We start from the raw sequence: 20,695 nt of genomic DNA, 5'->3' as shown, positions 1-20,695 counted from the left end.
GTTCAGTCCTTGCGGTAGCTCGAGCGGCCCATGGCGAACAGTGCGATGAACGACGTGACGGCCGCGCACACGGTCATGGCGCCGATCAGCCAGAGGATTGCGTGCGAGAGGAAGGCGCCGTCGAGCATGGGGGTTCTCCGTGTTCTGCAGAAAAGTACCGGGTGTCCTCAGCCTATCGGGTCATCCGGTACCATTGAGGCTGTACCTCGGCGAGGGATGCTTCTGCGCGTGCGCGTTCATCCGTTATCGACGCGGCGAAGCAAGCCCGGTGGCTTTCCTCCTGCGTCAGCGAGTTCGACAATTCCAAGACCACCGCGCGGCGCCTTCGCTGCGTGCCCCGAAGGAGAACCCCATGTCTGAAGACACCAAGGTCCAGGCCGAGCTCCGCGAGAGCTTCGGCAAGGGCTTCGCCCGCCGCCTCCGCGCCGCCGGCAAGATCCCCGCCGTCATCTACGGCCACGGCACCGAGCCGGTGCACGTCGCGCTGCCGGGCCACCAGGTCTCGCTCATCATCCGCCGCGCCAACGCGCTGCTCGAGCTCGACATCGAGGGCAAGGGCCAGCTCGCCCTCGTCAAGGATGTTCAGCGCGACCCGGTGCACCAGATCATCGAGCACATCGACCTGCTCGTCGTGAAGAAGGGCGAGAAGGTCGCGATCGACGTGCCGATCATCGTCACCGGTGAGTCGGCTTCCGGCACCATCGTGAACCTCGACGCGACCACGCTCTCGATCGAGGCCGAGGCCACGCACATCCCGCAGAACATCGAGGTCTCGGTCGAGGGCCTGGAAGAGGGCGCGCACATCACCGGCGCCGACGTGAAGCTCCCCAAGGGCTCCACGCTGCTCTCCGACCCCGAGGTCCTCGTCGTCGCGATCTCCGTCCCGGCCGCACCCACCGAGGATGACGCCGAGGGCGAGAGCACCGAGGCCGCCGAGGCTGCCGAAGAGGCTGCCGCGGAGTGATCTCCGACTGATTCATCACAGAGGGGACGCGATCCGATCGCGTCCCCTCTGTCGTATCCTGACCGGGGCTCGCACCGGGCGGGGAGAGGACGACGACATGGCATCGACCTGGCTCGTGGTGGGACTCGGCAACCCGGGCCCGCGATATGAGACCACCCGGCACAACATCGGTCAGATGGTGGTCGATGAGCTGGCCTCGCGACGCAGCGAGGCGTTCCGGGAGCACAAAGGGGGAGCGCGCGTCGTCGAGACGTGGCTGCGTCCTGGCGCGGACAAGCTCGTCCTGGCCAAGCCGAACACCTTCATGAACGTCTCGGGCACCCCGGTCGCGGCATTGGCGCGCTTCTACTCGGTGCCCGCAGAGCAGGTCGTCGTCGTGCACGACGAACTCGACATCCCCTTCGACACGGTCAGGCTCAAGATCGGCGGTGGGCACGGCGGCCACAACGGGGTGCGGGACGTCGCTCGGGCGCTCGGAACAGCGGAGTTCCCCCGTGTGCGCGTGGGGATCGGTCGACCTGTCGGCCGCCAGGATCCCGCTGACTGGGTCCTCTCACCCTTCGGCAAAGAGGAACGGCCGAACCTGCCCATCCTCGTCGATGATGCCGCCGACGCGGTCGAGCTCCTCGTCGGTGAAGGTCTTCTCGCGGCGCAGCAGAAGCACCACGCACCGCGCTGACGCCGCGGTGGCGCTCCCGCTGCTCCGAGAGCGTCGTCAGGACGTGTAGGTCGCGAAGCCTGCGGCGCTTCCGGCCGCGAGCGCGGCGACCAGCACGGTGAAGAAGATGACCGCGCCGAGCACGGCGACGACGACGGCCGCGATACCGGCGCCACGGCCCCTGCGCTTGGCGATGGCGATGATGCCGATCACGATCGCGGCGATCCCGAGGACCGTGCCGATCCAGAAGGACAGCTCGGCCCAGAGGACCTGGTCCCGTGCAGGGGAGAGAACGCTGAGGTCTTCGGTTGTCGACGTCGTCACGCCCTGCGGGAGGACGCGCCCGATCTCGAAGGCCGCGATGCCGGCGATGATGGGGGTGACGACCGCGGCGAGGAGCGCGAGGATCAGCGCGATCGTCCCGAACAGGCCGGACGGGCGGACCGTGGTGTCGGGGGCCGTGTAGGCGCCCGCCGGAGAGGCGTAGCCGCCGACGGGAACCTGGTACGCGCCCGGAGGGGCTGCCGGATACGCGGCGGCCGGAGCGTTCGGAATCGTTGCGTACGGCGGTGCGGCGGGCGGTGCCGGCGGCGCGAAGGGCTCGGCGCCGGAAGGGGGAGGCAGCTGTGGATCAGTCACGTCCCCCATCCTAGGGCGCGGCTCAGACGCGCCGGAGGAGCCCCACGCGGTCGTACACGTTCGAGAGGGTCGCATCGGCGACGGCGTCCGCACGGCCGGCGTTCTCGGCCAGGATGCGGTCGAGTTCTGCAGGATCGTCGAGCAGTTCGAGTGCACGCGCGCGCACGGGCTCGAACTCGTTCACGACCACCTCGGCGAGGCCCTTCTTGAAGTCGCCGTAGCCGCGACCCGCGTACTCGTCCTCGATCGCGGCGACCTGGCGGCCGCTGAGGGCCGCGTAGATCGTGAGGAGGTTCGAGACGCCGGGCTTGTTCTCCCGGTCGAAGCGCACGGAGCCCTCGTTGTCGGTCACCGCGCGCATGATCTTCTTCGCCGACTTCGCCGGGTCGTCGAGCATCCACAGGACTCCCGCGTCGCTCTCCGCCGACTTCGACATCTTGGCGGTCGGGTTCTGCAGGTCGTAGATGCGCGCGGTCTCCTTCTGGATGACCGGCATCGGCACCGTGAATGTCTCGCCGAAGCGGGAGTTGAAGCGTTCGGCGAGATCACGGGTGAGCTCGACGTGCTGCTTCTGGTCGTCGCCCACCGGCACCACATCGGTCTGGTAGAGCAGGATGTCGGCGGCCATGAGGACCGGATACGTGAACAGGCCGACGCTGGTGGCATCGGCTCCGTACCGCGTCGACTTGTCCTTGAACTGCGTCATGCGGCCGGCTTCGCCGAAACCGGTGATCGTGCTGAGGATCCAGGCGAGCTCGGCGTGCGCGCGCACATGGGACTGCACGTACAGGGTCGACAGCGACGGCTCGATGCCCGCGGCGATGTACTGCGCGGCGGTGCGTCGGGTCTTCTCACGGAGTTCCGCCGGGTCCTGTGCGACGGTGAGCGCGTGCAGGTCGACGACCGAGAAGTAGGCATCGTAGGAGCTCTGCAGGTCTCGCCACTGGAGCAGCGCGCCGATGTAGTTGCCGATCTGGAGGGAGTCGGCGGAGGGCTGCATTCCGGAGTAAAGGCGCGGTTTCGTCACACCCTCAATCCTATGGGGTGTGTGCGGGGCCCATACGATGGGCGCATGACGCCCGAATCCCCTCTCCGCCGCAGACGAGGGGACGAAGCCCTCTACGTCGAGGTCCTCATCCGCGCGCCGCTGGAGGAGGTCTGGCGGCTGACGCAGGATCCCGCCTCTCACGTGCGCTGGGATGCGCGATTCAGCGACATCGTTCCGCAGCGCACGCGATCGGACGGCGCACGGGAGTTCCGATACGAGCTCGACCTCGGGGTGCACACGATCCGCGGCACGGGAGTCTCCCTCGCCACCCGCGAGGGACCTGCCGGGGAGCGGACTTCGGCTCTGCTGTTCGACACGGAGGACGCCCTGTCCCCGCTGGGCGCGGGTCGCGGGTACTGGCGCTACATCCCGACGCCGGAGGGCGTGCGATTCCTGACCGGCTACGACTACGTGCCGGGATGGGGATGGCTCGGGCGCCTGTGCGACCCGCTCCTCATCCGCCCGTTCGTGTGGTGGCTGACCGCGCGGAGTTTCGACCGCCTGCGGATGTGGGCGGAAGAGGGGACCTCCCCGGAGCAAGCCAGCGGATGGCGGTCGCTGCGCCGCGGATATCGGCCCCGTGCGCGGAACTGTCGATCGCGACCTGCCCGCCGCACCGGGCGCACGATCATGGACGACGCACCGAGATCGCTCGAGGAGATCGCATGACGACGTCGACCGGTATCTTCGAGCGCGCGCTCGGAGACGATTTCGCCCGGCTCCACCCGCAGCTCCAGCGTCGCTTCGGGGTCGGCGTCGAGGCCGGGTACGGCTGCATCGGACGCGGCACGATGACGGAGGTGCGTCGTGGCCCCTGGTGGACGCTGCCCTTCTTGCTGATCGGGACGTTCCGGAACATCCTCTTCCCGGAGCGCGGACGCGATGTCCCGTTCCGGATAGACAACCATGCGTACCTCGATGATTTCGGCCGTGAGACCGTGACGTTCGTCCGGACGATGGAAGTGCGCCCCGGTCGTCGCCGACGCTTCGACGCCACCATGATCTACAGCGACGCCCGCCGTCGAGTGGTCGACTATCTGGGCACGCATCAGCACCTGGCGGTCGACCTCGACCTGGCCGTCACCGACGACGGCGCTCTGCAGCTGACCTCCGGCGAGCAGCGGTTCTACGAGGGGCCTCTCGCCTTCCGATTCCCGATGCTGTTCAGCGGGCGGGCGCGGCTGCGGGAGAGATACGACGATGAGCAGCAGCGGTTCCTGATCGATCTCGAGATCCACAACGACATCCTCGGATTCCTGTTCGGCTACCGCGGCGCGTTCACGTGCGAGTTCGTCGAGGGGCCGGCGCCTGCGACCGTCAAGCCCTATCGTGAGGAGCTTCGCGAATGACGGCCAGGGGCGCCGTCTTCCTCGCCGCGCTCGGCGACGACGCGGAGCGGCTGCACCCGGAGATCCTCGCGCAGATGCGGGTGGAGGCCGAGAGCGACAGCGCGGTCGGCGTGTTCTCGGTCGCCGGCAGCCGGTTCGGGCGGCTGACCGCTCTGGGCTACCCGGTGGTGGGACCCGGACTGCTCGTCACGCGTTTCGCCCGCGATGTCCCGTTCCGGATCGACACGGTGGCCGGCCGATCGAGATCGGGCCGGGCGACCCTCGCCGCCCGGCGGGAGTTCCGGTTTCCCGGGGCGATCCAGCACATCTCCGATCGCCTCACGGTGACCGAGCGCCCCGGGATCCTCCACAACGTACTGGGCGTTCGCGGGCGCGTGGAGATGCTCGAGGAGTGCGCCGTCACGTCGGAGGGCGCCCTGCGGATGCGCTCCCGCGCGGTGGCCCTGCGGGTCGGCAGACACCGGATCACACTTCGCGGCATCCTGCGCCTCGATGTCGACCTCGTCGACGGCTGGGACGACGCCGAGCAGCGTCGCACCATCGCGATGCGCGCCACGAACCCCGTGCTCGGAACAGTCCTCGAGTACCGCGGTTGGTACCGTCACGCGGAGCACACCGACCGCGACGCCGGGGCCGCCCCCGGATCGGGTCAGTACGAGTAGTCGACGACGACCGGAGCGTGATCGCTCCAGCGCTGGTCGTAGGCCGCCGCGCGGGCGACGTGATAGGTCGCGACGCGCTCGGCGAGTGCCGGCGTGGCGAGGTGGTAGTCGATGCGCCACCCCGAGTCGTTGTCGAATGCCTGACCGCGCATCGACCACCATGTGTACGGCCCGTCGATCTCGCCGTGGAAGCGGCGGCCGACGTCGACCCACCCGAGGCCCGTGCCGATCGTGCCGTCGACGGCGGTGATCTCTGCGCCCGACTCGCCGAGGAAGCGGTCGAAGTAGGCACGCTCACGGGGCAGGAATCCGGCCTTCTTGCGGTTGCCACGCCAGTTCTTGATGTCGAGCTCACGGTGCCCGACGTTGAGGTCCCCGGTGACGAGGGCGAGCGCACCGTCGGCGCCGAGTTCGCCGAGCCGCGTGCCGAACGCGTCGAGGAACTTCCACTTCTCGTCCTGCTTCGGGGTGTCGGCCTCGCCGGAGTGCACGTACGCGCTCACGACGGTGAGCGGACGGTCTCCGAGCAGGTAGTCAGCCTCGATCCAGCGGCCCTTCGAGTCGAAGTCCGCAGCACCGAACTCGGTGCGCGACGCGATGGCCGGCGTACGACTCGCGATGGCGACGCCCGCGCGACCCTTGGCGGTGGCCTCGTCGTGCACGAACGACCAGCCGGGCAGCGCGGCTTCGAGGTGCTCGTCCTGCCCGCGCACCTCCTGGAGCGTGAGGATGTCGATTCCGGCCTCGTCGAGCCAGCTGCTCATCCCGTTGCGAGCCGCGGCTCGGATTCCGTTGACATTGACCGTGGCGATACGCAGATGAGGCATGCTCACAAGCCTAACGAGCGCCGCCGACATCCCGATCCGGCCGGTGCAGGTCGGCGATGAGTCGCTGCGCGAAGGGGGTGGGGGAATCCACGGGCGGGGGAGGGGACGCCTCGAGAGCCGCGAGCTCGTTCTCCGCGGCGCGCAGCGCTCGTCCCGCCGTCCATGCCTGGAACCACGGGGCGGCGTCGCGGGCCTCGCGAGCCTCCCGCACACGGATCCGCGCCGCGGTGAGCAGGGTCTCGTACTCGATCAGGCGGCGCTCCGCCTCGGTCTGCTCCAACAGGGGCTGATCCCGGTCCTGCGCGGCGACCGCGATCCACGACGAGGCCACCAGCATCACGACGCCGTTGACGCGGAACCACAGCAGGAGGCCGATGAAGATGGCGAAGGTCGCGAGCAGCGGATTCGACGGGGTATAGCTCAAAAGGAAACCGGCTCCGTACTGGAGAACGGTCATCGCGCCGCCGCCGAGAAGGGCACCGGGCCAGATCGTCCGCCACTGCAGGGACGTCCCTGTGAGGAAGCGGACCATGGCGGCCAGCGCCGTCGACATGATGGCGAACGACACGATGACGGTCGCGATGCGGATGCCGAGGTTCAGCCCGTCCGAGCCGGAATCCCAGCCCAGCAGACTGAGGAGCCAGCTCAACACGGCGGCGCTGGCGGAGCTGAGGAGGGAGCCGACGATCAACGAGACGCCGAAGATCAGTGCGGCGAGCAGGTCCCGGGCCTTCAGGATGACGTAGCTGCGCCGGTCCGGAGGAAGGCCGAAGATGTCCCTGGTCGCTCGCCGCGAGAACGTCACCCAGCCGATGGCCGTCCAGATGACGGTTCCGAGGGCGATCAGGCCGGTGATACCCAGGACGTTGGCGGTGCTCGCGGCGACGTCCTGCACCTGTTCCGGCGTGAAGACGCCACCCTCGGGGAGGATCAGGTTGGGGATGTACCTGTTGATCATGTCGATCAGACCGTTGACGGCTTCTTCGCTGCCGCCGAGCCAGAGCCCGGCGATGGCGAAGGCGAGGTAGATCGCCGCGAAGATCGCGAAGAGCGCCTGATAGCTCACGCCCGCAGCGAGCAGGAACCCGTTGCGCTGCAGGAAGTGTCGCCAGACGCGGACGGGAAACAGGCCGAGAGTGCGCTGCGTGAGTGCGGTCGCGCGCTCGACGGCCGCATCGAGGCGACCGGGCTCGGCCGCGGAGCCATCGGGTTCAGACACGTCCCCACCCTATCCAAGGGCCGCGCGATGCGAGAGCAGCCGGGGACGTGAGAACAGCCGGAGACGCGTGAACAGGCGGAGACATGGGAACAGGCGGCCCCGGAAGGGAACCGCCTGTTCTCGGATGTTGGCCTGCGGGGCGCGTCAGGGACGGCCGCGAAGAACCGCCTGCTTGACCTCGGCGATGGCCTTGGTGACCTCGATGCCGCGCGGGCAGGCCTCGGAGCAGTTGAAGGTCGTGCGGCAGCGCCATACGCCTTCCTTGTCGTTGAGGATGTCCAGACGCACGGCCGCGTTGTCGTCGCGGGAGTCGAAGATGAAGCGGTGCGCGTTCACGATCGCGGCAGGGCCGAAGTACTGGCCGTCGGTCCAGAACACAGGGCAGGACGAGGTGCACGCGGCGCACAGAATGCACTTGGTGGTGTCGTCGAAGATCTCGCGGTCGGCGATCGTCTGGACGCGCTCCTTGCCCTTCTCCGGGACGGAGCTGGCGACGAGGAACGGCTGCACCTCGCGGTACGAGGCGAAGAACGGCTCCATGTCGACGACGAGGTCCTTCTCCAGCGGCAGGCCCTTGATGGCCTCGACGTAGATCGGCTTCGAGATGTCGAGGTCCTTGATCAGCGTCTTGCAGGCCAGGCGGTTCCGGCCGTTGATGCGCATGGCATCGGAGCCGCAGATGCCGTGCGCGCAGGAGCGGCGGAAGGTCAGCGAGCCGTCGACCTCCCACTTGATCTTGTGCAGCGCGTCGAGGACACGATCGGTGGAGTACAGCTCCACGTCGTAGTCGACCCAGTGCGGCTCGGCATCGACCTCGGGGTCGAACCGGCGGATGTTGAACGTGACGATGAAGGACTGGATGCCGGTCTCTGCGGTCGTGTCCGCGGGTGCTTCGGCGATGGCGTTCGACATGCTCAGTACTTCCTCTCCATCGGCGGGTAGTTCAATTCGCCCTGATCGTTCTTCGTGAAGACGACGGGCTTCCAGTCGAGCTTGATGTGGTCGCTCGGAGTCGACGAGTGCGGGTCACCGGTGAGGTAGGCCATGGTGTGCTTCATGTACTTCTCGTCGTCGCGCGTCGGGAAGTCGTCGCGCATGTGGCCACCGCGGCTCTCCTCGCGGTTCTGCGCGGCGTAGACCACGACCTCGGCGATGTCGAGAAGGAAGCCCAGCTCGACGGCCTCGAGGAGGTCGGTGTTGAACCGCTTGCCCTTGTCGTCGACGTGCACGTTCTTGTAGCGCTCACGCAGCTCGGCGATCACTCCCAGCACGTGCTGCAGCGAGTCGTGCGTGCGGAAGACCTGCGCGCCCTTGTCCATCTCGTCCTGCAGCGTCTTGCGCAGCACGGCGATGCGTTCGGTGCCCTGGTTGTTGCGCAGGTCCTCGAGCATGCCGGAGACGAAGCCGGCGGGGTTCTCGGGGAGGGGCACGAACTCGGCCGTCTTGACGTACTCCACGGCGTTGCGGCCGCTGCGCTTGCCGAACACGTTGATGTCGAGCAGGGAGTTGGTGCCGAGACGGTTGGCACCGTGCACCGAGACGCAGGCACACTCGCCGGCGGCGTACAGGCCGGGGACGATCGTGTCGTTGTCGGCCAGGACCTCGCCGTTGTTGTTGGTCGGGATGCCGCCCATGGCGTAGTGCGCCGTCGGCATCACCGGCACCGGCTCGACGACCGGGTCCACGCCCAGGTACGTGCGGGCGAACTCCGTGATGTCGGGCAACTTGGTCTCGAGGACCTCGGCGCCCAGGTGCGTGCAATCCAGCAGCACGTAGTCCTTGTGCGGGCCGGCGCCACGGCCTTCCGCGACCTCCTGCACCATGCAGCGGGCGACGATGTCACGTGGAGCGAGGTCCTTGATCGTCGGGGCGTAGCGCTCCATGAAGCGCTCTCCCGAGGCGTTGCGCAGGATCGCGCCCTCGCCTCGTGCGCCCTCGGTGAGGAGGATGCCGAGGCCGGCGAGCCCGGTCGGGTGGAACTGGAAGAACTCCAGGTCCTCGAGGGGGAGGCCCTTGCGCCAGACGATGCCGACGCCGTCGCCCGTGAGGGTGTGCGCGTTGGAGGTCGTCTTGAAGATCTTGCCGAAGCCGCCGGTCGCGAAGATCACGGCCTTGGCCTGAAACACGTGCAGCTCGCCGGTCGAGAGGTCGTAGGCGACGACTCCCGAGACCTGGGTCTTGCCGTCGGCGTCCTTCACCGTCAGCAGGTCGAGCACGTAGAACTCGTTGAAGAAGTTGATGCCGAGCTTGACGCAGTTCTGGAAGAGCGTCTGCAGGATCATGTGGCCGGTGCGGTCTGCGGCGTAGCAGGCGCGGCGGACCGGGGTCTTGCCGTGCTCTGCGGTGTGCCCGCCGAAACGGCGCTGGTCGATCTTGCCCTCGGGCGTGCGGTTGAAGGGGAGGCCCATGTTCTCGAGGTCGATGACCGCCTCGATGGCCTCCTTCGCGAGGATCTCCGCCGCGTCCTGGTCGACGAGGTAGTCGCCGCCCTTGACGGTGTCGAAGGTGTGCCACTCCCAGGAGTCCTCCTCGACGTTCGCGAGGGCTGCCGCCATGCCGCCCTGCGCCGCACCGGTGTGCGAGCGCGTGGGGTACAGCTTGGAGATCACGGCGGTCTTCGCCCCGGGGCCGGCCTCGATGGCCGCCCGCATCCCGGCGCCACCGGCGCCCACGATCACGATGTCGAACTGGTGGTAGTGCACGCCGTCACGGACGACGGAATCCTGCGTCTCGGTAGTCACTTCTTCTTAGCCTTCTTCTCAGTTCCCGACCAGTGCGGCGCATTCGCTCCACAGGACGCTGTCCTCGGTCGCACCCAGGCACGGGTCGAACGTGAAGACGACGAGCGTGCCCAGGATGATGAGCAGGCCGGCGGCGAGCCCGAGGGCCCAGGTGAGGGCCTTCCGGGCGGTGGTGTTCGTGACGTAGTCGTTCACGATCGTGCGCATGCCGTTGGCGCCGTGGATCAGTGCGAGCCACAGCATCAGCACGTCCCACCACTGCCAGAACGGCGTGGCGAACTTGCCGGCGATGAATGCGAAGTCGAGGGCGTGGATGCCCTCGCCGACCATGAGGTTGACGAAGAGGTGGCCGAAGATCAGCACCACGAGCACGACGCCCGAGGCGCGCATGAAGACCCAGCCCCACTTCTCGAGGTTGACTCCGCGCCGGCGGCGAGCCGGGGCTGCGATGGTCTGCGCGGTCATCAGTGTCCCCCTCCGAATCCGGCGAACGCGAGCATCAGGTGGCGGGGCACGAAGCCGGCCATGATGATGCCCCAGACCAGCAGCACGCCCCAGAAGAGCTGACGCTGGTACTTGGCGCCCTTCGACCAGAAGTCGACGGCGATGATTCGCAGTCCGTTCATCGCGTGGAACACGATGCCGGCCACGAGCACGACCTCGCCGAACGCCATGATGGGGTTCTTGTACGTGCCGATCACGGCGTTGTACGCCTCCGGCGAGACCCTGATCAGTGCCGTGTCGAGCACGTGCACCAACAGGAAGAAGAAGATGGCGACTCCGGTGATGCGGTGAAGCACCCACGACCACATGCCTTCGCGGCCCCGATAGAGGGTGCCGCGGGGGGTCTTGGACGTGGTTTCCGAAATCGACGGTGTCAAGCGAGCGCTCGTGGACACGGTCGTCCTCCCTGATCGATGTGCGTCGGTCGCATGCGCTGCTCTCGTTCAAGTGTGAGCCTGTCGAAGTCAGGCACGCCCGATCGCTGTCCATCCTATTCCTGTCAGAAGACTGGGAGCGACGAAGGGGAGCCTAAGTATCTCGATGTCGAGAGGTCTCCTCGGGCTACCCTGGCAGGGTGAGCGCACCCATCAAGGATTTCTACGCAGTGATTCCCGCCGGCGGCATCGGCAGCCGGCTCTGGCCGCTCTCCCGGGCGGACGCGCCCAAGTTCCTGCACGACCTCACGGGTTCCGGGCATTCGCTGCTCCGCGACACCTGGGACCGCCTGGAACCGCTCAGCGGATCCGACCGGATCGCCGTGGTCACCGGACGCGCGCACCGCGCCGCGGTCGAGGCCGAGCTGCCGGGCATCGCCGACCTCAACGTCTTCCTCGAGTCGGAGCCGCGGGAGTCGGCCGCCGCGATCGGCCTCGCCGCAGCCATCCTGCACCGACGCGAGCCCGACGTGATCATCGGCTCGTTCAGCGCGGACCATGTGATCCGCAGCACGCGCGTTTTCGAGTTCGCGGTGCGCGACGCCGTCGAGGTCGCCCGCGAGGGGTACATCTGCACGATCGGCATCTCACCCACCGAGCCGGCGATCGGCTTCGGCTACATCAAGAAGGGCCCGGAGCTCGTGGTCGACGGCGCGCGCGAGGCCGCGCTCGTGGAGAGCTTCGTCGAGAAGCCCGACCTGGAGACGGCGAAGGAGTACCTCGCCGATCGCGACTACCTGTGGAACGCCGGCATGTTCATCGCGAAGGCGAGCGTGCTGTTGGACGAGCTCGCCGCGAACGAACCCGAGCTGCACGCCGGGCTCCTCGAACTCGCCGAGGCCTGGGACGACCGCGAGCTGCGCGGACCTGCGGTCGACCGCATCTGGCCGCGCCTGAAGAAGATCGCCATCGACTACGCGGTCGCGGAGCCCGCCGCCCGCCGCGGACGGCTCGCGGTGGTCCCCGGCCATTTCGACTGGGATGACGTGGGTGACTTCGCCTCGCTGACCAAGCTCATCAACAACGGACGTAAGAACGACCTCGCCGTCCTCGGGCCGAATGCCCGGGTGCTGACCGACGGCGCGAGCGGGATCCTCGTCAGTCAGACGTCTCGGGTGATCAGCCTGGTGGGCGTCCAGGACATCGTCGTCGTGGACACCCCCGACGCGCTCCTGGTCACCACGGTCGAGCACGCGCAGCGCGTGAAGGGCGTCGTCGAGTCCCTCAAGCTCACCGGCCGCGGAGACGTGCTCTGAACCCTGCGCCGATGAGCAGGCGTTCACGCTCATCGGGTGGCTTGATTTCAGCTTTGTAACCTTTGGCCAGCGCATCCGCCGCGCACGTGCGCAAAAGGCGAAACAGTAGGTAACTTTGATCGATCCGCGATGGCCGCGGTTTCGTTGAGGGAGGCATCAGTTGACCATCTCCACCACCAAGAAGCTGCTCGGCGCGACGGTCGCCGCGGGCGTCATCTTCGCGCTCGCCGGCTGCGGTCAGGCACCGACCGACAAGCCCGCGGGCTCCGAGAAGCCGGTCGACTCCGACTTCCTTCCCTGCCTCATCTCCGACGCGGGCGGCTGGAACGACAAGTCGTTCAACCAGTCGGCCAAGGAGGGCATGGACAGCGCGGCTGACGAGCTCGGCATCAAGCCCCTCGAGTTCGAGTCGGCGAACGACAACGACTACGCGCCGAACCTCGAGACCGCGGTCTCCGAAGGCTGCTCGCTCATCGTCGCCGTCGGCTTCAAGCTCTCCGCAGCCACGGTCGAGTCCGCGCTCGCGAACCCCGAGATCGACTACGCGATCATCGACGACTACGCCGACAACGACTTCGACGGCACCACCGATGCCCCGAACATCAAGCCCCTCGTCTTCGACACCGCGCAGGCGGCCTACCTCGGCGGCTACGCCGCGGCAGCCTGGTCCGCGCAGAGCGGCGTGAACAAGGTCGGCACCTTCGGCGGCATGCAGATCCCGTCGGTCGCCGTGTTCATGGACGGCTACCAGCTCGGCGTCGACAAGTACAACGAGGACAAGTCGGCTGCGGTCGAGGTCTTCGGGTGGGACGCCGCGACGCAGAAGGGCTCGTTCACGGGCGGCTTCGACGCGAACGACACCGCCAAGCAGACCGCACAGGGCGTGCTCGACCAGGGCGTCGACGTGATCCTCCCGGTCGGCGGTCCCGTCTACCAGAGCGCTGCTGCGGCGATCACCGACAGCGGCAAGGACACGCTGATGCTCGGCGTCGACAGCGACCTGGCCGTGGCCGACCCGAACGTGGCCGGCATGACGCTGGTCTCGATCATGAAGGCGATCGACGTCGCCGTGCATGACGCCACCGTCGCGGCCGCCGCCGGCGAGTTCGACGCAGCGCCGTACGTCGGCACGCTCGAGAACGAGGGCGTCAAGCTCTCCGGCTTCGGCGACTTCGAGGGTGAGCTGCCCGACGGCCTGCTCGACGAGCTGGCCGAGCTGCAGAAGCAGATCATCGCCGGTGACATCACGGTGGAGTCCGAGAACTCCCCGTAAGTCGTAACCGGTCCAGCACGGGGCGAGTGGTGAGCAGGCTGCCACTCGCCCCGTGCCGTGGACGGACGACGATTCTCCTGGATGACTCTTCTGGATAACTCTTCTGGATAAGGTGCAGATATGAAGCTCGAACTTCGCGGCATCACCAAGCGATTCGGTAGCCTCGTGGCCAACGACCACATCGATCTGGTGGTCGAGCCGGGGGAGATCCACGCGCTCCTCGGCGAGAACGGCGCGGGCAAGTCCACGCTCATGAACGTCCTCTACGGCCTGTACCAGGCCGATGAGGGAGAGATCCTCCTCGATGACGAGGTGCAGCGCTTCCGCGGTCCTGGCGACGCGATGGCTGCGGGGATCGGCATGGTCCACCAGCACTTCATGCTCGTCCCGGTCTTCACCGTGGCCGAGAACGTGATGCTCGGTCACGAGCAGACCAAGGCGCTCGGCAGGCTCGACATCGCGAAGGCGCGAGAGCACGTGCGCTCGGTCGCCGCCCGCTTCGGATTCGACATCGACCCGGATGCGCTCGTGGGCGACCTGCCCGTCGGCGTGCAGCAGCGCGTCGAGATCATCAAGGCCCTGTCGCGCGACGCGAAGGTGCTCGTCTTCGACGAGCCGACCGCGGTGCTCACCCCGCAGGAGACCGACGAGCTGATGAACATCATGCGTCAGCTGCGCGACGAGGGTACGGCGATCGTGTTCATCACACACAAGCTGCGCGAGGTGCGCGAGGTGGCCGACAAGATCACCATCATCCGTCTGGGCAAGGTCGTCGGCGAGGCGTCTCCCACCGCGACGAACGCGGAGCTCGCCTCCCTCATGGTCGGTCGCGCGGTCGAGCTGACCGTGCACAAGGACCCGCCCCGCCTGGGCGAGGGCGGTTTCGAAGTCAAGGGACTGCGCGTCCTCACCGCCACGGGCGCGATCGTCGTCGACGGCGTCGACCTCGCCGTCCGTCCCGGCGAGGTCCTCGCGATCGCCGGTGTGCAGGGCAACGGCCAGACCGAACTGGTGGAGGCCATCGTCGGCCTCGCCGCCCGCGTCGAAGGCAGCATCGTGCTCGACGGGAAGGAACTCGTCGGCAAGAGCGTGCGCGCCATCCTCGACGCCGGCGTCGGCTTCGTCCCCGAGGACCGCACGGAGGACGGGCTGGTCGCCGGCTTCTCCGTCGCGGAGAACCTCATCCTCGACCGCTCGGACGACCCGGCGTTCAGCCGCGCCGGCACGCTGCGCCGTTCGGCTCTCGACGAGTTCGCCCGTGCGCGCATCACCGAGTACGACATCCGCACGCAGGGGCCGGAGACGCCGGCGGGCACGCTGTCGGGTGGCAACCAGCAGAAGGTCGTCATCGCCCGGGAGATGAGCCGCGACCTGCGGCTCCTCGTCGCCGCGCAGCCGACGCGTGGCGTGGACGTCGGCTCGATCGAGTTCATCCACAAGCGGATCATCGAGACGCGCGATGCGGGCATCCCCGTGATCGTCGTCTCCACGGAGCTCGACGAGGTCGCGGCTCTCGCCGACCGGATCGCGGTCATGTACCGCGGCACGATCGTCGGCATCGTCCCCGGAGACACGCCTCGGGAGACACTCGGACTCATGATGGCCGGAGCGGCCGAAGGGGAGGTGGCCGCGTGAGCGGAGCGACGCCCGGCGCAGGAGATGTGACCAAGGGGATCCCGCCGCAGGAGCTCGCCACGAGCACCGGCACCGTCCCGCGCGACCCCTCCGACGTGCCGCCGCCTCCGCGCGGAAACCTCATCCTCAAGGAGATCCTCCGCGGCAACGCCGTCACGACGATCCTCGCGATCGTCCTGGCACTGATCGTGGGCGGCATCCTCATCGCCTTCACGAACGAAGACGTGCAGACGGCCTCGGTGTACTTCTTCGCGCAGCCGGGCGACACGTTCGTCGCCGCCTGGAACGCCGTGTACAACGGCTACGAGGCGCTGTTCCGCGGAGCGATCTTCAACGCCCGTGGCGCGGACTTCGCGGCCCAGATCCGGCCGTTGACGAACACCCTCGGCTTCGCGGCTCCGCTGATCGCGGCCGGCCTCGGTGTCGCTCTGGCGTTCCGCGTCGGCCTGTTCAACATCGGTGCCCGTGGGCAGATGCTCATCGGTGTCGCCGTCGCGGCGCTCCTGACCTTCTCGCTCGATCTGCCGATCTGGCTGCACATCCCGGTGACGCTGATCGCCGGTATCGCCGGCGGTGCTCTCTGGGGCGCCATCGCGGGGCTCATCAAGGCGCGCACCGGTGCGCACGAGGTGATCCTCACGATCATGCTCAACTACATCGCGTACTACCTGCTGCTGTGGATGATCCGCACGCCGGGTCTGCTGCAGAAGCCGGGCACCAACCAGGCACTCGGCTCGGCGACGCCGCAGAGCGCGCAGTTCCCGACCCTGCTCGGTCCGCAGTTCCCGCTGCTCGATCTCGGCTTCGTGATCGTGATCGTCGCGACGCTGTTCGTCTGGTGGCTGATCGAGCGCTCGTCGCTCGGCATGCGGATGCGCGCGGTGGGGGAGAACCCCCATGCGGCACGCGCCGCCGGCATCAGCGTGCAGCGCATCTACGTCTACGCGATGCTGTTCGCCGGAGGCCTGGCGGGTCTCGCCGGCATGAACCAGATCCAGGGCGCCGTCACCACCGGCGTGACCGAGACGATCGACGCCGGCATCGGCTTCGACGCGATCACGGTCGCGCTCCTCGGCCGCAGCCGTGCGTGGGGCACGTTCGCCGCCGGCATCCTGTTCGGGGCGCTCAAGGCGGGCTCGTTCTCGATGCAGGCGCAGGACATCCCGGTCGACATCGTGCTCGTGGTGCAGTCGCTCGTGGTGCTGTTCATCGCGGCGCCGCCGCTGCTGCGGACGGTGTTCTTCCTTCCGAAGACCGATGCGGAGAAGGCTGCCAAGGCAAGAGCCAAGGCCGCGAAGAAGGCGGTGATGGCATGATGTCCCTCGTTCAGACCCAGGCCGCCGACGGCACGGTGCAGCTCGCGACGGTCAAGGAGCGGCACCTCAAAGCGCCGATCGTCCTCGCCGCAGCGACCGCGCTGCTGGCGCTGCTGTTCCTCGCGGTGCCGCGCTCGGGCACCAGCACGTTCCGCCTCTCCGACCAGTCCTCGGCCCTCTCGCTGCCCGACGTGGCATTGCCGACCGCCTCGACCTTCTGGGTCGTGTTCGGCACCCTGGTGGTCCTGACCGTCGGTGCCTTCCTCCGGGCATGGACCTACCGCAAGCCCTCGCTGTGGCTGGTCGTGGCTTACGGGGTGCTCGCCGTCTTCGCGTTCCTCGTCTGGGCATCGGCCGGGGGACTCGTTCCGGTCACCAGCCTGCTGTTCGGAGCGGTGTCGCTGTCGGTACCGCTCGTGTTCGGTGCTCTGGGCGGCGTCATCGGCGAGCGTGCCGGTGTCGTGAACGTCGCGATCGAGGGTCAGCTCCTGCTCGGTGCCTTCTCCGCCGCTCTGCTCTCGAGCATCACCGGCAACCCTTTCGTCGGTCTGATCGGGGCGATGGTGGGCGGCGTGCTGGTCGCCAGCGTGCTGGCCGCGTTCGCGATCAAGTACCTCGTCGAGCAGGTCATCGTCGGTGTCGTGCTCAACGTGCTCGTCACGGGTCTCACCGGCTTCCTCTACGGCGCACTCCTCGCACCGAACGAGATGACCTTGAACACCCCCGTCCGGTTCCCGCGCGTCGAGATCCCGGTGCTCAGCGACATCCCGATCATCGGGCCCGTCCTGTTCAACCAGACGTTCATCGGATACCTGATGTTCATCACCGTCGCCGTGGTCGCGTGGGGGCTGTACCGCACCCGCTGGGGTCTGCGGCTCCGTGCCGTGGGTGAGCACCCGCAGGCCGCGGACACCGTCGGCATCAAGGTGAACCCGACCCGATTCTGGAACGTGCTGCTCGCGGGGGCGATCGCCGGCATGGGTGGTGCGTACTTCACGCTCGTCTCGGTGCCGCAGTTCGGCAAGGACATGACGGCGGGACTCGGCTTCATCGCCCTCGCCGCCGTGATCTTCGGCCGCTGGGACCCGATCCGTGCCACGCTCGCCGCGCTGCTGTTCGGCTTCGCGACCAACCTGCAGAACCTGCTGTCGATCCTGAAGACGCCGATCCCGGGTGAGTTCATGCTCATGCTGCCGTACCTGGTCACGCTGCTCGCCGTGGCCGGATTCGCCGGGCAGATCAAGGCGCCCGCCGCCGACGGCAAGCCCTACATAAAGTCCTAGCCCGGTCGGAAGAGGAAAGCATCGCAATGACAGACATCGACTGGGATGAACTGCGCCAGGTCGCCACGGATGCCATGACGAAGGCGTACGCGCCGTATTCGCGTTATCGCGTGGGGGCGGCGGCCCTCGTCGGCGACGGCCGCATCGTCGCCGGCTGCAACGTCGAGAACGCCTCCTACGGCGTGACCCTGTGCGCCGAGTGCGCCCTCGTCGGCGATCTGCACATGTCGGGCGGCGGCCAGCTCGTCGCCTTCGTGTGCGTGAACAACGACGGACAGACGATCATGCCGTGCGGACGCTGCCGGCAGCTGCTGTTCGAGCACGCGATGCCGGGCATGCTGCTGGAGACCGTCTCCGGCATCCGCACGATCGACGAGGTGCTGCCCGATGCGTTCGGGCCGCGCGACCTGGAGGAAGCACGATGACTGTTGAGCCCTTCGACGCGGTGGACGTGATCCGCGCCAAGCGCGACGGCGGTGCGGTCCCTGAGGCGGCGCTGCGGTGGATGATCGACGCGTACACCCGCGGCTACGTCTCCGACGCGCAGATGGCCTCGTTCGCGATGGCGATCTTCCAGCGCGGGATGGAGCGCGATGAGATCCGCGTACTGACCGACGCGATGATCGCATCGGGGGAGCGGATGAGCTTCGCATCGCTCGGCAAGAAGACCGTCGACAAGCATTCCACCGGCGGCGTCGGCGACAAGATCACCCTGCCGCTCGCCCCGCTGGTCGCGTCGTTCGGCGTCGCCGTCCCGCAGCTCAGCGGTCGCGGACTCGGCCACACCGGAGGCACGCTCGACAAGCTCGAGTCGATCCCCGGTTGGCGCGCCGCCCTCAGCAACGAGGAGATGTTCGCGCAGATGCAGGGCGATGTCGGCGCGGTCATCTGCGCCGCGGGCTCGGGTCTCGCGCCTGCCGACAAGAAGCTGTACGCCCTCCGTGACGTCACCGGCACGGTCGAGGCGATCCCGCTGATCGCGTCGAGCATCATGTCGAAGAAGATCGCCGAGGGCACCGATGCGCTCGTGCTCGACGTGAAATTCGGCTCCGGCGCCTTCATGCAGGACATCGACCGCGCCCGCGAACTCGCGCGCACGATGGTCGCGCTCGGCACCGATTCCGGAGTGGCGACCACCGCGCTCCTCACCGACATGAACGTGCCGCTCGGACTCGCGATCGGCAACGCCAACGAGGTCCGCGAATCCGTCGAGATCCTCGCCGGCGGCGGCCCCGCCGATGTCCGCGAACTGACCCTCGCGCTGGCACGGGAGATGCTCGCCCTCGCCGGACAGCCGGATGCCGACGTGGAGGCCGCGCTCGACGACGGCCGCGCGATGGACACCTGGAAGGCGATGATCCGCGCCCAGGACGGCGACCCCGATGCGGCGCTGCCGACCGCGCGGGAGACACATGTCGTGACCGCCCCGGCCGACGGCGTGATCACACGTATGGATGCGCTGCCCTTCGGCATCGCCGCGTGGCGGCTCGGAGCCGGTCGCGCCAGGGCCGAGGATCCGGTGATCTTCGAGGCGGGGATCGACCTGCACGCCAAGCCCGGTGACCGCGTCGTCGCGGGGCAGCCGCTGTTCACCCTCTCCGCTGCCGACGACGCACGCTTCGGCCGGGCTCTCGATGCTCTCGAGGGCTCGTGGGAGATCGGCGACGAGGCTCCGGCGGCCGGTCCCATCGTGCGCGAGCGCATCACGGCGTGACCCACGACCGCTAGCCTGAACTGAGCACATCCGCGACCGAGAGGATCACCATGTCGATCGATGCGAACGGCGACGTCACGCTGCAGGGCGTCTCCCTGCGGAGCCTCCCGAAGGTGTCGCTGCACGACCACCTCGACGGCGCTCTGCGCCCCTCGACGATCCTCGAGCTCGCGGACTCCATCGGCCTCGAGGTCCCGGAATCCACGCCCGCAGCCCTCGGGAAGTGGTTCGCGAAGCAGAGTGACTCCGGTTCGCTGGTCGAGTACCTCAAGACGTTCGACCTGACCACCGCCGTGATGCAGACCCAGGAAGGGCTCACCCGCGTCGCGCGCGAGTTCGTCCAGGATCTCGCAGCCGACGGCGTGGTCTACGGCGAGGTGCGCTGGGCTCCGGAGCAGCATCAGGCGCAGGGCCTCACGCTCGAGCAGACCGTCGAAGCCGTGCAGCAGGGCATCGAGGAGGGCGAGGACGCGGCGGATCGCGACGGTCGCAGCATCCGCGTCGGCCAGCTCATCACGGCGATGCGCCACACCGACCGTGCACGGGAGATCGCGGAGCTCGCGGTCGCCTTCCGCGGTCGTGGCGCCGTCGGCTTCGACATCGCCGGCCCGGAAGACGGCTTCCCGCCGTCGAACCACCGCGCGGCGTTCGACTACCTCGCCGACAACTTCTTCCCGGTGACCGTGCACGCGGGTGAGGCCGCAGGGCTCGCGTCCATCCGCTCGGCGCTGATCGACGGTCGCGCGCTGCGCCTCGGCCACGGCGTGCGCATCGCCGAAGACCTCCAGGTCGTCACGCAGGAGGGCGACGAGGTGCAGGTGCAGTTCGGCGACCTGGCCCGTTGGGTGCGCGACCGCGAGATCCCGCTCGAGCTGTCGCCGTCGTCGAACCTGCAGACCGGTGCGATCGCCGCGTGGGGCGACACCCTGGCCGACCACCCGTTCGATCTGCTGTACCAGCTCGGGTTCTCGGTGACGGTGAACGTCGACAACCGCACGATGAGCGCCACCTCGCTGACCCGCGAGCTCGCCCTGCTCGTCGAGACCTTCGAGTACGACCTCGACGATCTCGAGACGTTCCAGTTCAATGCGGCTGCGGCCGCGTTCCTCCCCGTCGAGGAGCGGGAGGAGCTCGTCGAGTTGATCGCCGAGGGATTCGACATCTGACCGTGGC

At 68.1% G+C, this 20,695-nt stretch carries 22 protein-coding genes; 13 read left to right on the top strand and 9 right to left on the bottom strand.

The features are described from left to right. Positions 1–2 precede the first annotated feature (2 nt). Positions 3–128: a hypothetical protein gene (locus tag CQ034_RS19770; RefSeq protein WP_258134167.1), complete on the bottom strand. Its 126-nt coding sequence runs from the start codon at positions 126–128 to the stop codon at positions 3–5. 224 nt (positions 129–352) lie between these two features. Here CQ034_RS19770 and CQ034_RS09820 point away from each other — a divergent pair, with 224 nt between their 5' ends. After that, on the top strand, positions 353–964 hold the full coding sequence (locus CQ034_RS09820; protein WP_029262568.1) for a 50S ribosomal protein L25/general stress protein Ctc: 612 nt from the start codon (positions 353–355) through the stop codon (positions 962–964). A gap of 97 nt (positions 965–1,061) precedes the next feature. Continuing rightward, entirely contained in the window at positions 1,062–1,643 is a 582-nt protein-coding gene (pth, locus tag CQ034_RS09815; RefSeq protein WP_105710890.1) for an aminoacyl-tRNA hydrolase, read from the top strand. A 36-nt stretch (positions 1,644–1,679) separates the two neighbouring features. Here pth and CQ034_RS09810 read toward each other — a convergent pair whose 3' ends face one another. Together CQ034_RS09810 and trpS are read right to left on the bottom strand one after the other, a co-directional pair. Beyond that, positions 1,680–2,270: a hypothetical protein gene (locus tag CQ034_RS09810; protein WP_258134166.1), complete on the bottom strand. Its 591-nt coding sequence runs from the start codon at positions 2,268–2,270 to the stop codon at positions 1,680–1,682. Between the two features lie 13 nt (positions 2,271–2,283). Beyond that, entirely contained in the window at positions 2,284–3,288 is a 1,005-nt protein-coding gene (gene trpS, locus CQ034_RS09805) for a tryptophan--tRNA ligase (RefSeq protein ID WP_081859884.1), read from the bottom strand. A gap of 45 nt (positions 3,289–3,333) precedes the next feature. On the opposite strand from trpS, the gene CQ034_RS09800 reads away from it, so the two are divergent. Genes CQ034_RS09800 through CQ034_RS09790 form a run of 3 tightly spaced genes read left to right on the top strand, consistent with a single transcriptional unit; the run spans position 3,334 to position 5,320 of the window. Further along, positions 3,334–3,978, top strand: a complete 645-nt coding sequence (locus CQ034_RS09800; protein ID WP_081859885.1) for a hypothetical protein — start codon at positions 3,334–3,336, stop codon at positions 3,976–3,978. Next, positions 3,975–4,658, top strand: a complete 684-nt coding sequence (locus tag CQ034_RS09795; RefSeq protein WP_105710888.1) for a DUF4166 domain-containing protein — start codon at positions 3,975–3,977, stop codon at positions 4,656–4,658. The genes CQ034_RS09800 and CQ034_RS09795 overlap by 4 nt, the downstream gene beginning before the upstream one ends. Beyond that, complete coding sequence (locus CQ034_RS09790; protein WP_105710887.1) at positions 4,655–5,320, top strand: DUF4166 domain-containing protein; 666 nt, start codon at positions 4,655–4,657, stop codon at positions 5,318–5,320. Before CQ034_RS09795 ends, CQ034_RS09790 begins: the two co-directional genes overlap by 4 nt. On the opposite strand, the gene CQ034_RS09785 is transcribed toward CQ034_RS09790, so the two are convergent. From CQ034_RS09785 to sdhC, 6 genes are all read right to left on the bottom strand, one after another. Then, complete coding sequence (locus CQ034_RS09785; protein WP_181156274.1) at positions 5,308–6,147, bottom strand: exodeoxyribonuclease III; 840 nt, start codon at positions 6,145–6,147, stop codon at positions 5,308–5,310. The two genes, CQ034_RS09790 and CQ034_RS09785, sit on opposite strands and share 13 nt — an antisense overlap. A 10-nt stretch (positions 6,148–6,157) precedes the next feature. Further along, on the bottom strand, positions 6,158–7,366 hold the full coding sequence (locus tag CQ034_RS09780) for a YihY/virulence factor BrkB family protein (RefSeq protein ID WP_029262560.1): 1,209 nt from the start codon (positions 7,364–7,366) through the stop codon (positions 6,158–6,160). Positions 7,367–7,510: 144 nt separating this feature from the next. After that, positions 7,511–8,278, bottom strand: coding sequence for a succinate dehydrogenase iron-sulfur subunit (locus CQ034_RS09775; protein ID WP_105710885.1), 768 nt, complete (start codon positions 8,276–8,278; stop codon positions 7,511–7,513). 2 nt (positions 8,279–8,280) lie between these two features. Further along, a complete protein-coding gene (sdhA, locus tag CQ034_RS09770; protein WP_029262558.1) occupies positions 8,281–10,107 on the bottom strand; it encodes a succinate dehydrogenase flavoprotein subunit in 1,827 nt (608 codons plus the stop codon). Between the two features lie 18 nt (positions 10,108–10,125). After that, the gene (locus CQ034_RS09765; protein WP_091030821.1) at positions 10,126–10,572 is read right to left on the bottom strand and encodes a succinate dehydrogenase hydrophobic membrane anchor subunit; all 447 of its coding nucleotides are present in this window, start codon (positions 10,570–10,572) and stop codon (positions 10,126–10,128) included. Continuing rightward, positions 10,572–11,006 carry a succinate dehydrogenase, cytochrome b556 subunit gene (gene sdhC / locus CQ034_RS09760; protein ID WP_105710884.1) on the bottom strand — a complete coding sequence of 145 codons (435 nt, stop codon included), beginning with the start codon at positions 11,004–11,006 and terminating at the stop codon, positions 10,572–10,574. The genes CQ034_RS09765 and sdhC overlap by 1 nt, the downstream gene beginning before the upstream one ends. A 179-nt stretch (positions 11,007–11,185) precedes the next feature. Between sdhC and CQ034_RS09755 the strand changes: the two genes are divergently transcribed. The 8 genes from CQ034_RS09755 to CQ034_RS09720 all read left to right on the top strand — a co-directional run bounded on the left by CQ034_RS09755 (position 11,186) and on the right by CQ034_RS09720 (position 20,688). Continuing rightward, positions 11,186–12,301 carry a mannose-1-phosphate guanylyltransferase gene (locus CQ034_RS09755; protein ID WP_029262556.1) on the top strand — a complete coding sequence of 372 codons (1,116 nt, stop codon included), beginning with the start codon at positions 11,186–11,188 and terminating at the stop codon, positions 12,299–12,301. Between the two features lie 160 nt (positions 12,302–12,461). Then, positions 12,462–13,574, top strand: a complete 1,113-nt coding sequence (locus CQ034_RS09750; RefSeq protein WP_029262555.1) for a BMP family protein — start codon at positions 12,462–12,464, stop codon at positions 13,572–13,574. Between the two features lie 120 nt (positions 13,575–13,694). Further along, the gene (locus tag CQ034_RS09745; protein ID WP_029262554.1) at positions 13,695–15,209 is read left to right on the top strand and encodes an ABC transporter ATP-binding protein; all 1,515 of its coding nucleotides are present in this window, start codon (positions 13,695–13,697) and stop codon (positions 15,207–15,209) included. Beyond that, positions 15,206–16,525, top strand: coding sequence for an ABC transporter permease (locus CQ034_RS09740; RefSeq protein ID WP_029262553.1), 1,320 nt, complete (start codon positions 15,206–15,208; stop codon positions 16,523–16,525). The genes CQ034_RS09745 and CQ034_RS09740 overlap by 4 nt, the downstream gene beginning before the upstream one ends. Further along, entirely contained in the window at positions 16,525–17,808 is a 1,284-nt protein-coding gene (locus CQ034_RS09735; RefSeq protein ID WP_374956817.1) for an ABC transporter permease, read from the top strand. The genes CQ034_RS09740 and CQ034_RS09735 overlap by 1 nt, the downstream gene beginning before the upstream one ends. A 26-nt stretch (positions 17,809–17,834) precedes the next feature. After that, the gene (locus CQ034_RS09730; RefSeq protein WP_029262551.1) at positions 17,835–18,233 is read left to right on the top strand and encodes a cytidine deaminase; all 399 of its coding nucleotides are present in this window, start codon (positions 17,835–17,837) and stop codon (positions 18,231–18,233) included. Next, complete coding sequence (locus CQ034_RS09725; RefSeq protein ID WP_105710882.1) at positions 18,230–19,522, top strand: thymidine phosphorylase; 1,293 nt, start codon at positions 18,230–18,232, stop codon at positions 19,520–19,522. Before CQ034_RS09730 ends, CQ034_RS09725 begins: the two co-directional genes overlap by 4 nt. Before the next feature lie 50 nt (positions 19,523–19,572). Continuing rightward, positions 19,573–20,688 (top strand): adenosine deaminase, encoded by a 1,116-nt coding sequence (locus tag CQ034_RS09720; RefSeq protein ID WP_029262549.1) that lies wholly within the window; start codon positions 19,573–19,575, stop codon positions 20,686–20,688. Positions 20,689–20,695 lie beyond the last annotated feature (7 nt).

The organism is Microbacterium sp. MYb45 (assembly GCF_002979655.1).
In the GTDB taxonomy this organism is placed as follows: Bacteria; Actinomycetota; Actinomycetes; order Actinomycetales; family Microbacteriaceae; genus Microbacterium.
The sequence above is the reverse complement of the archived record's forward strand: the minus strand, read 5'-3'. Positions and strand labels throughout refer to the sequence as shown.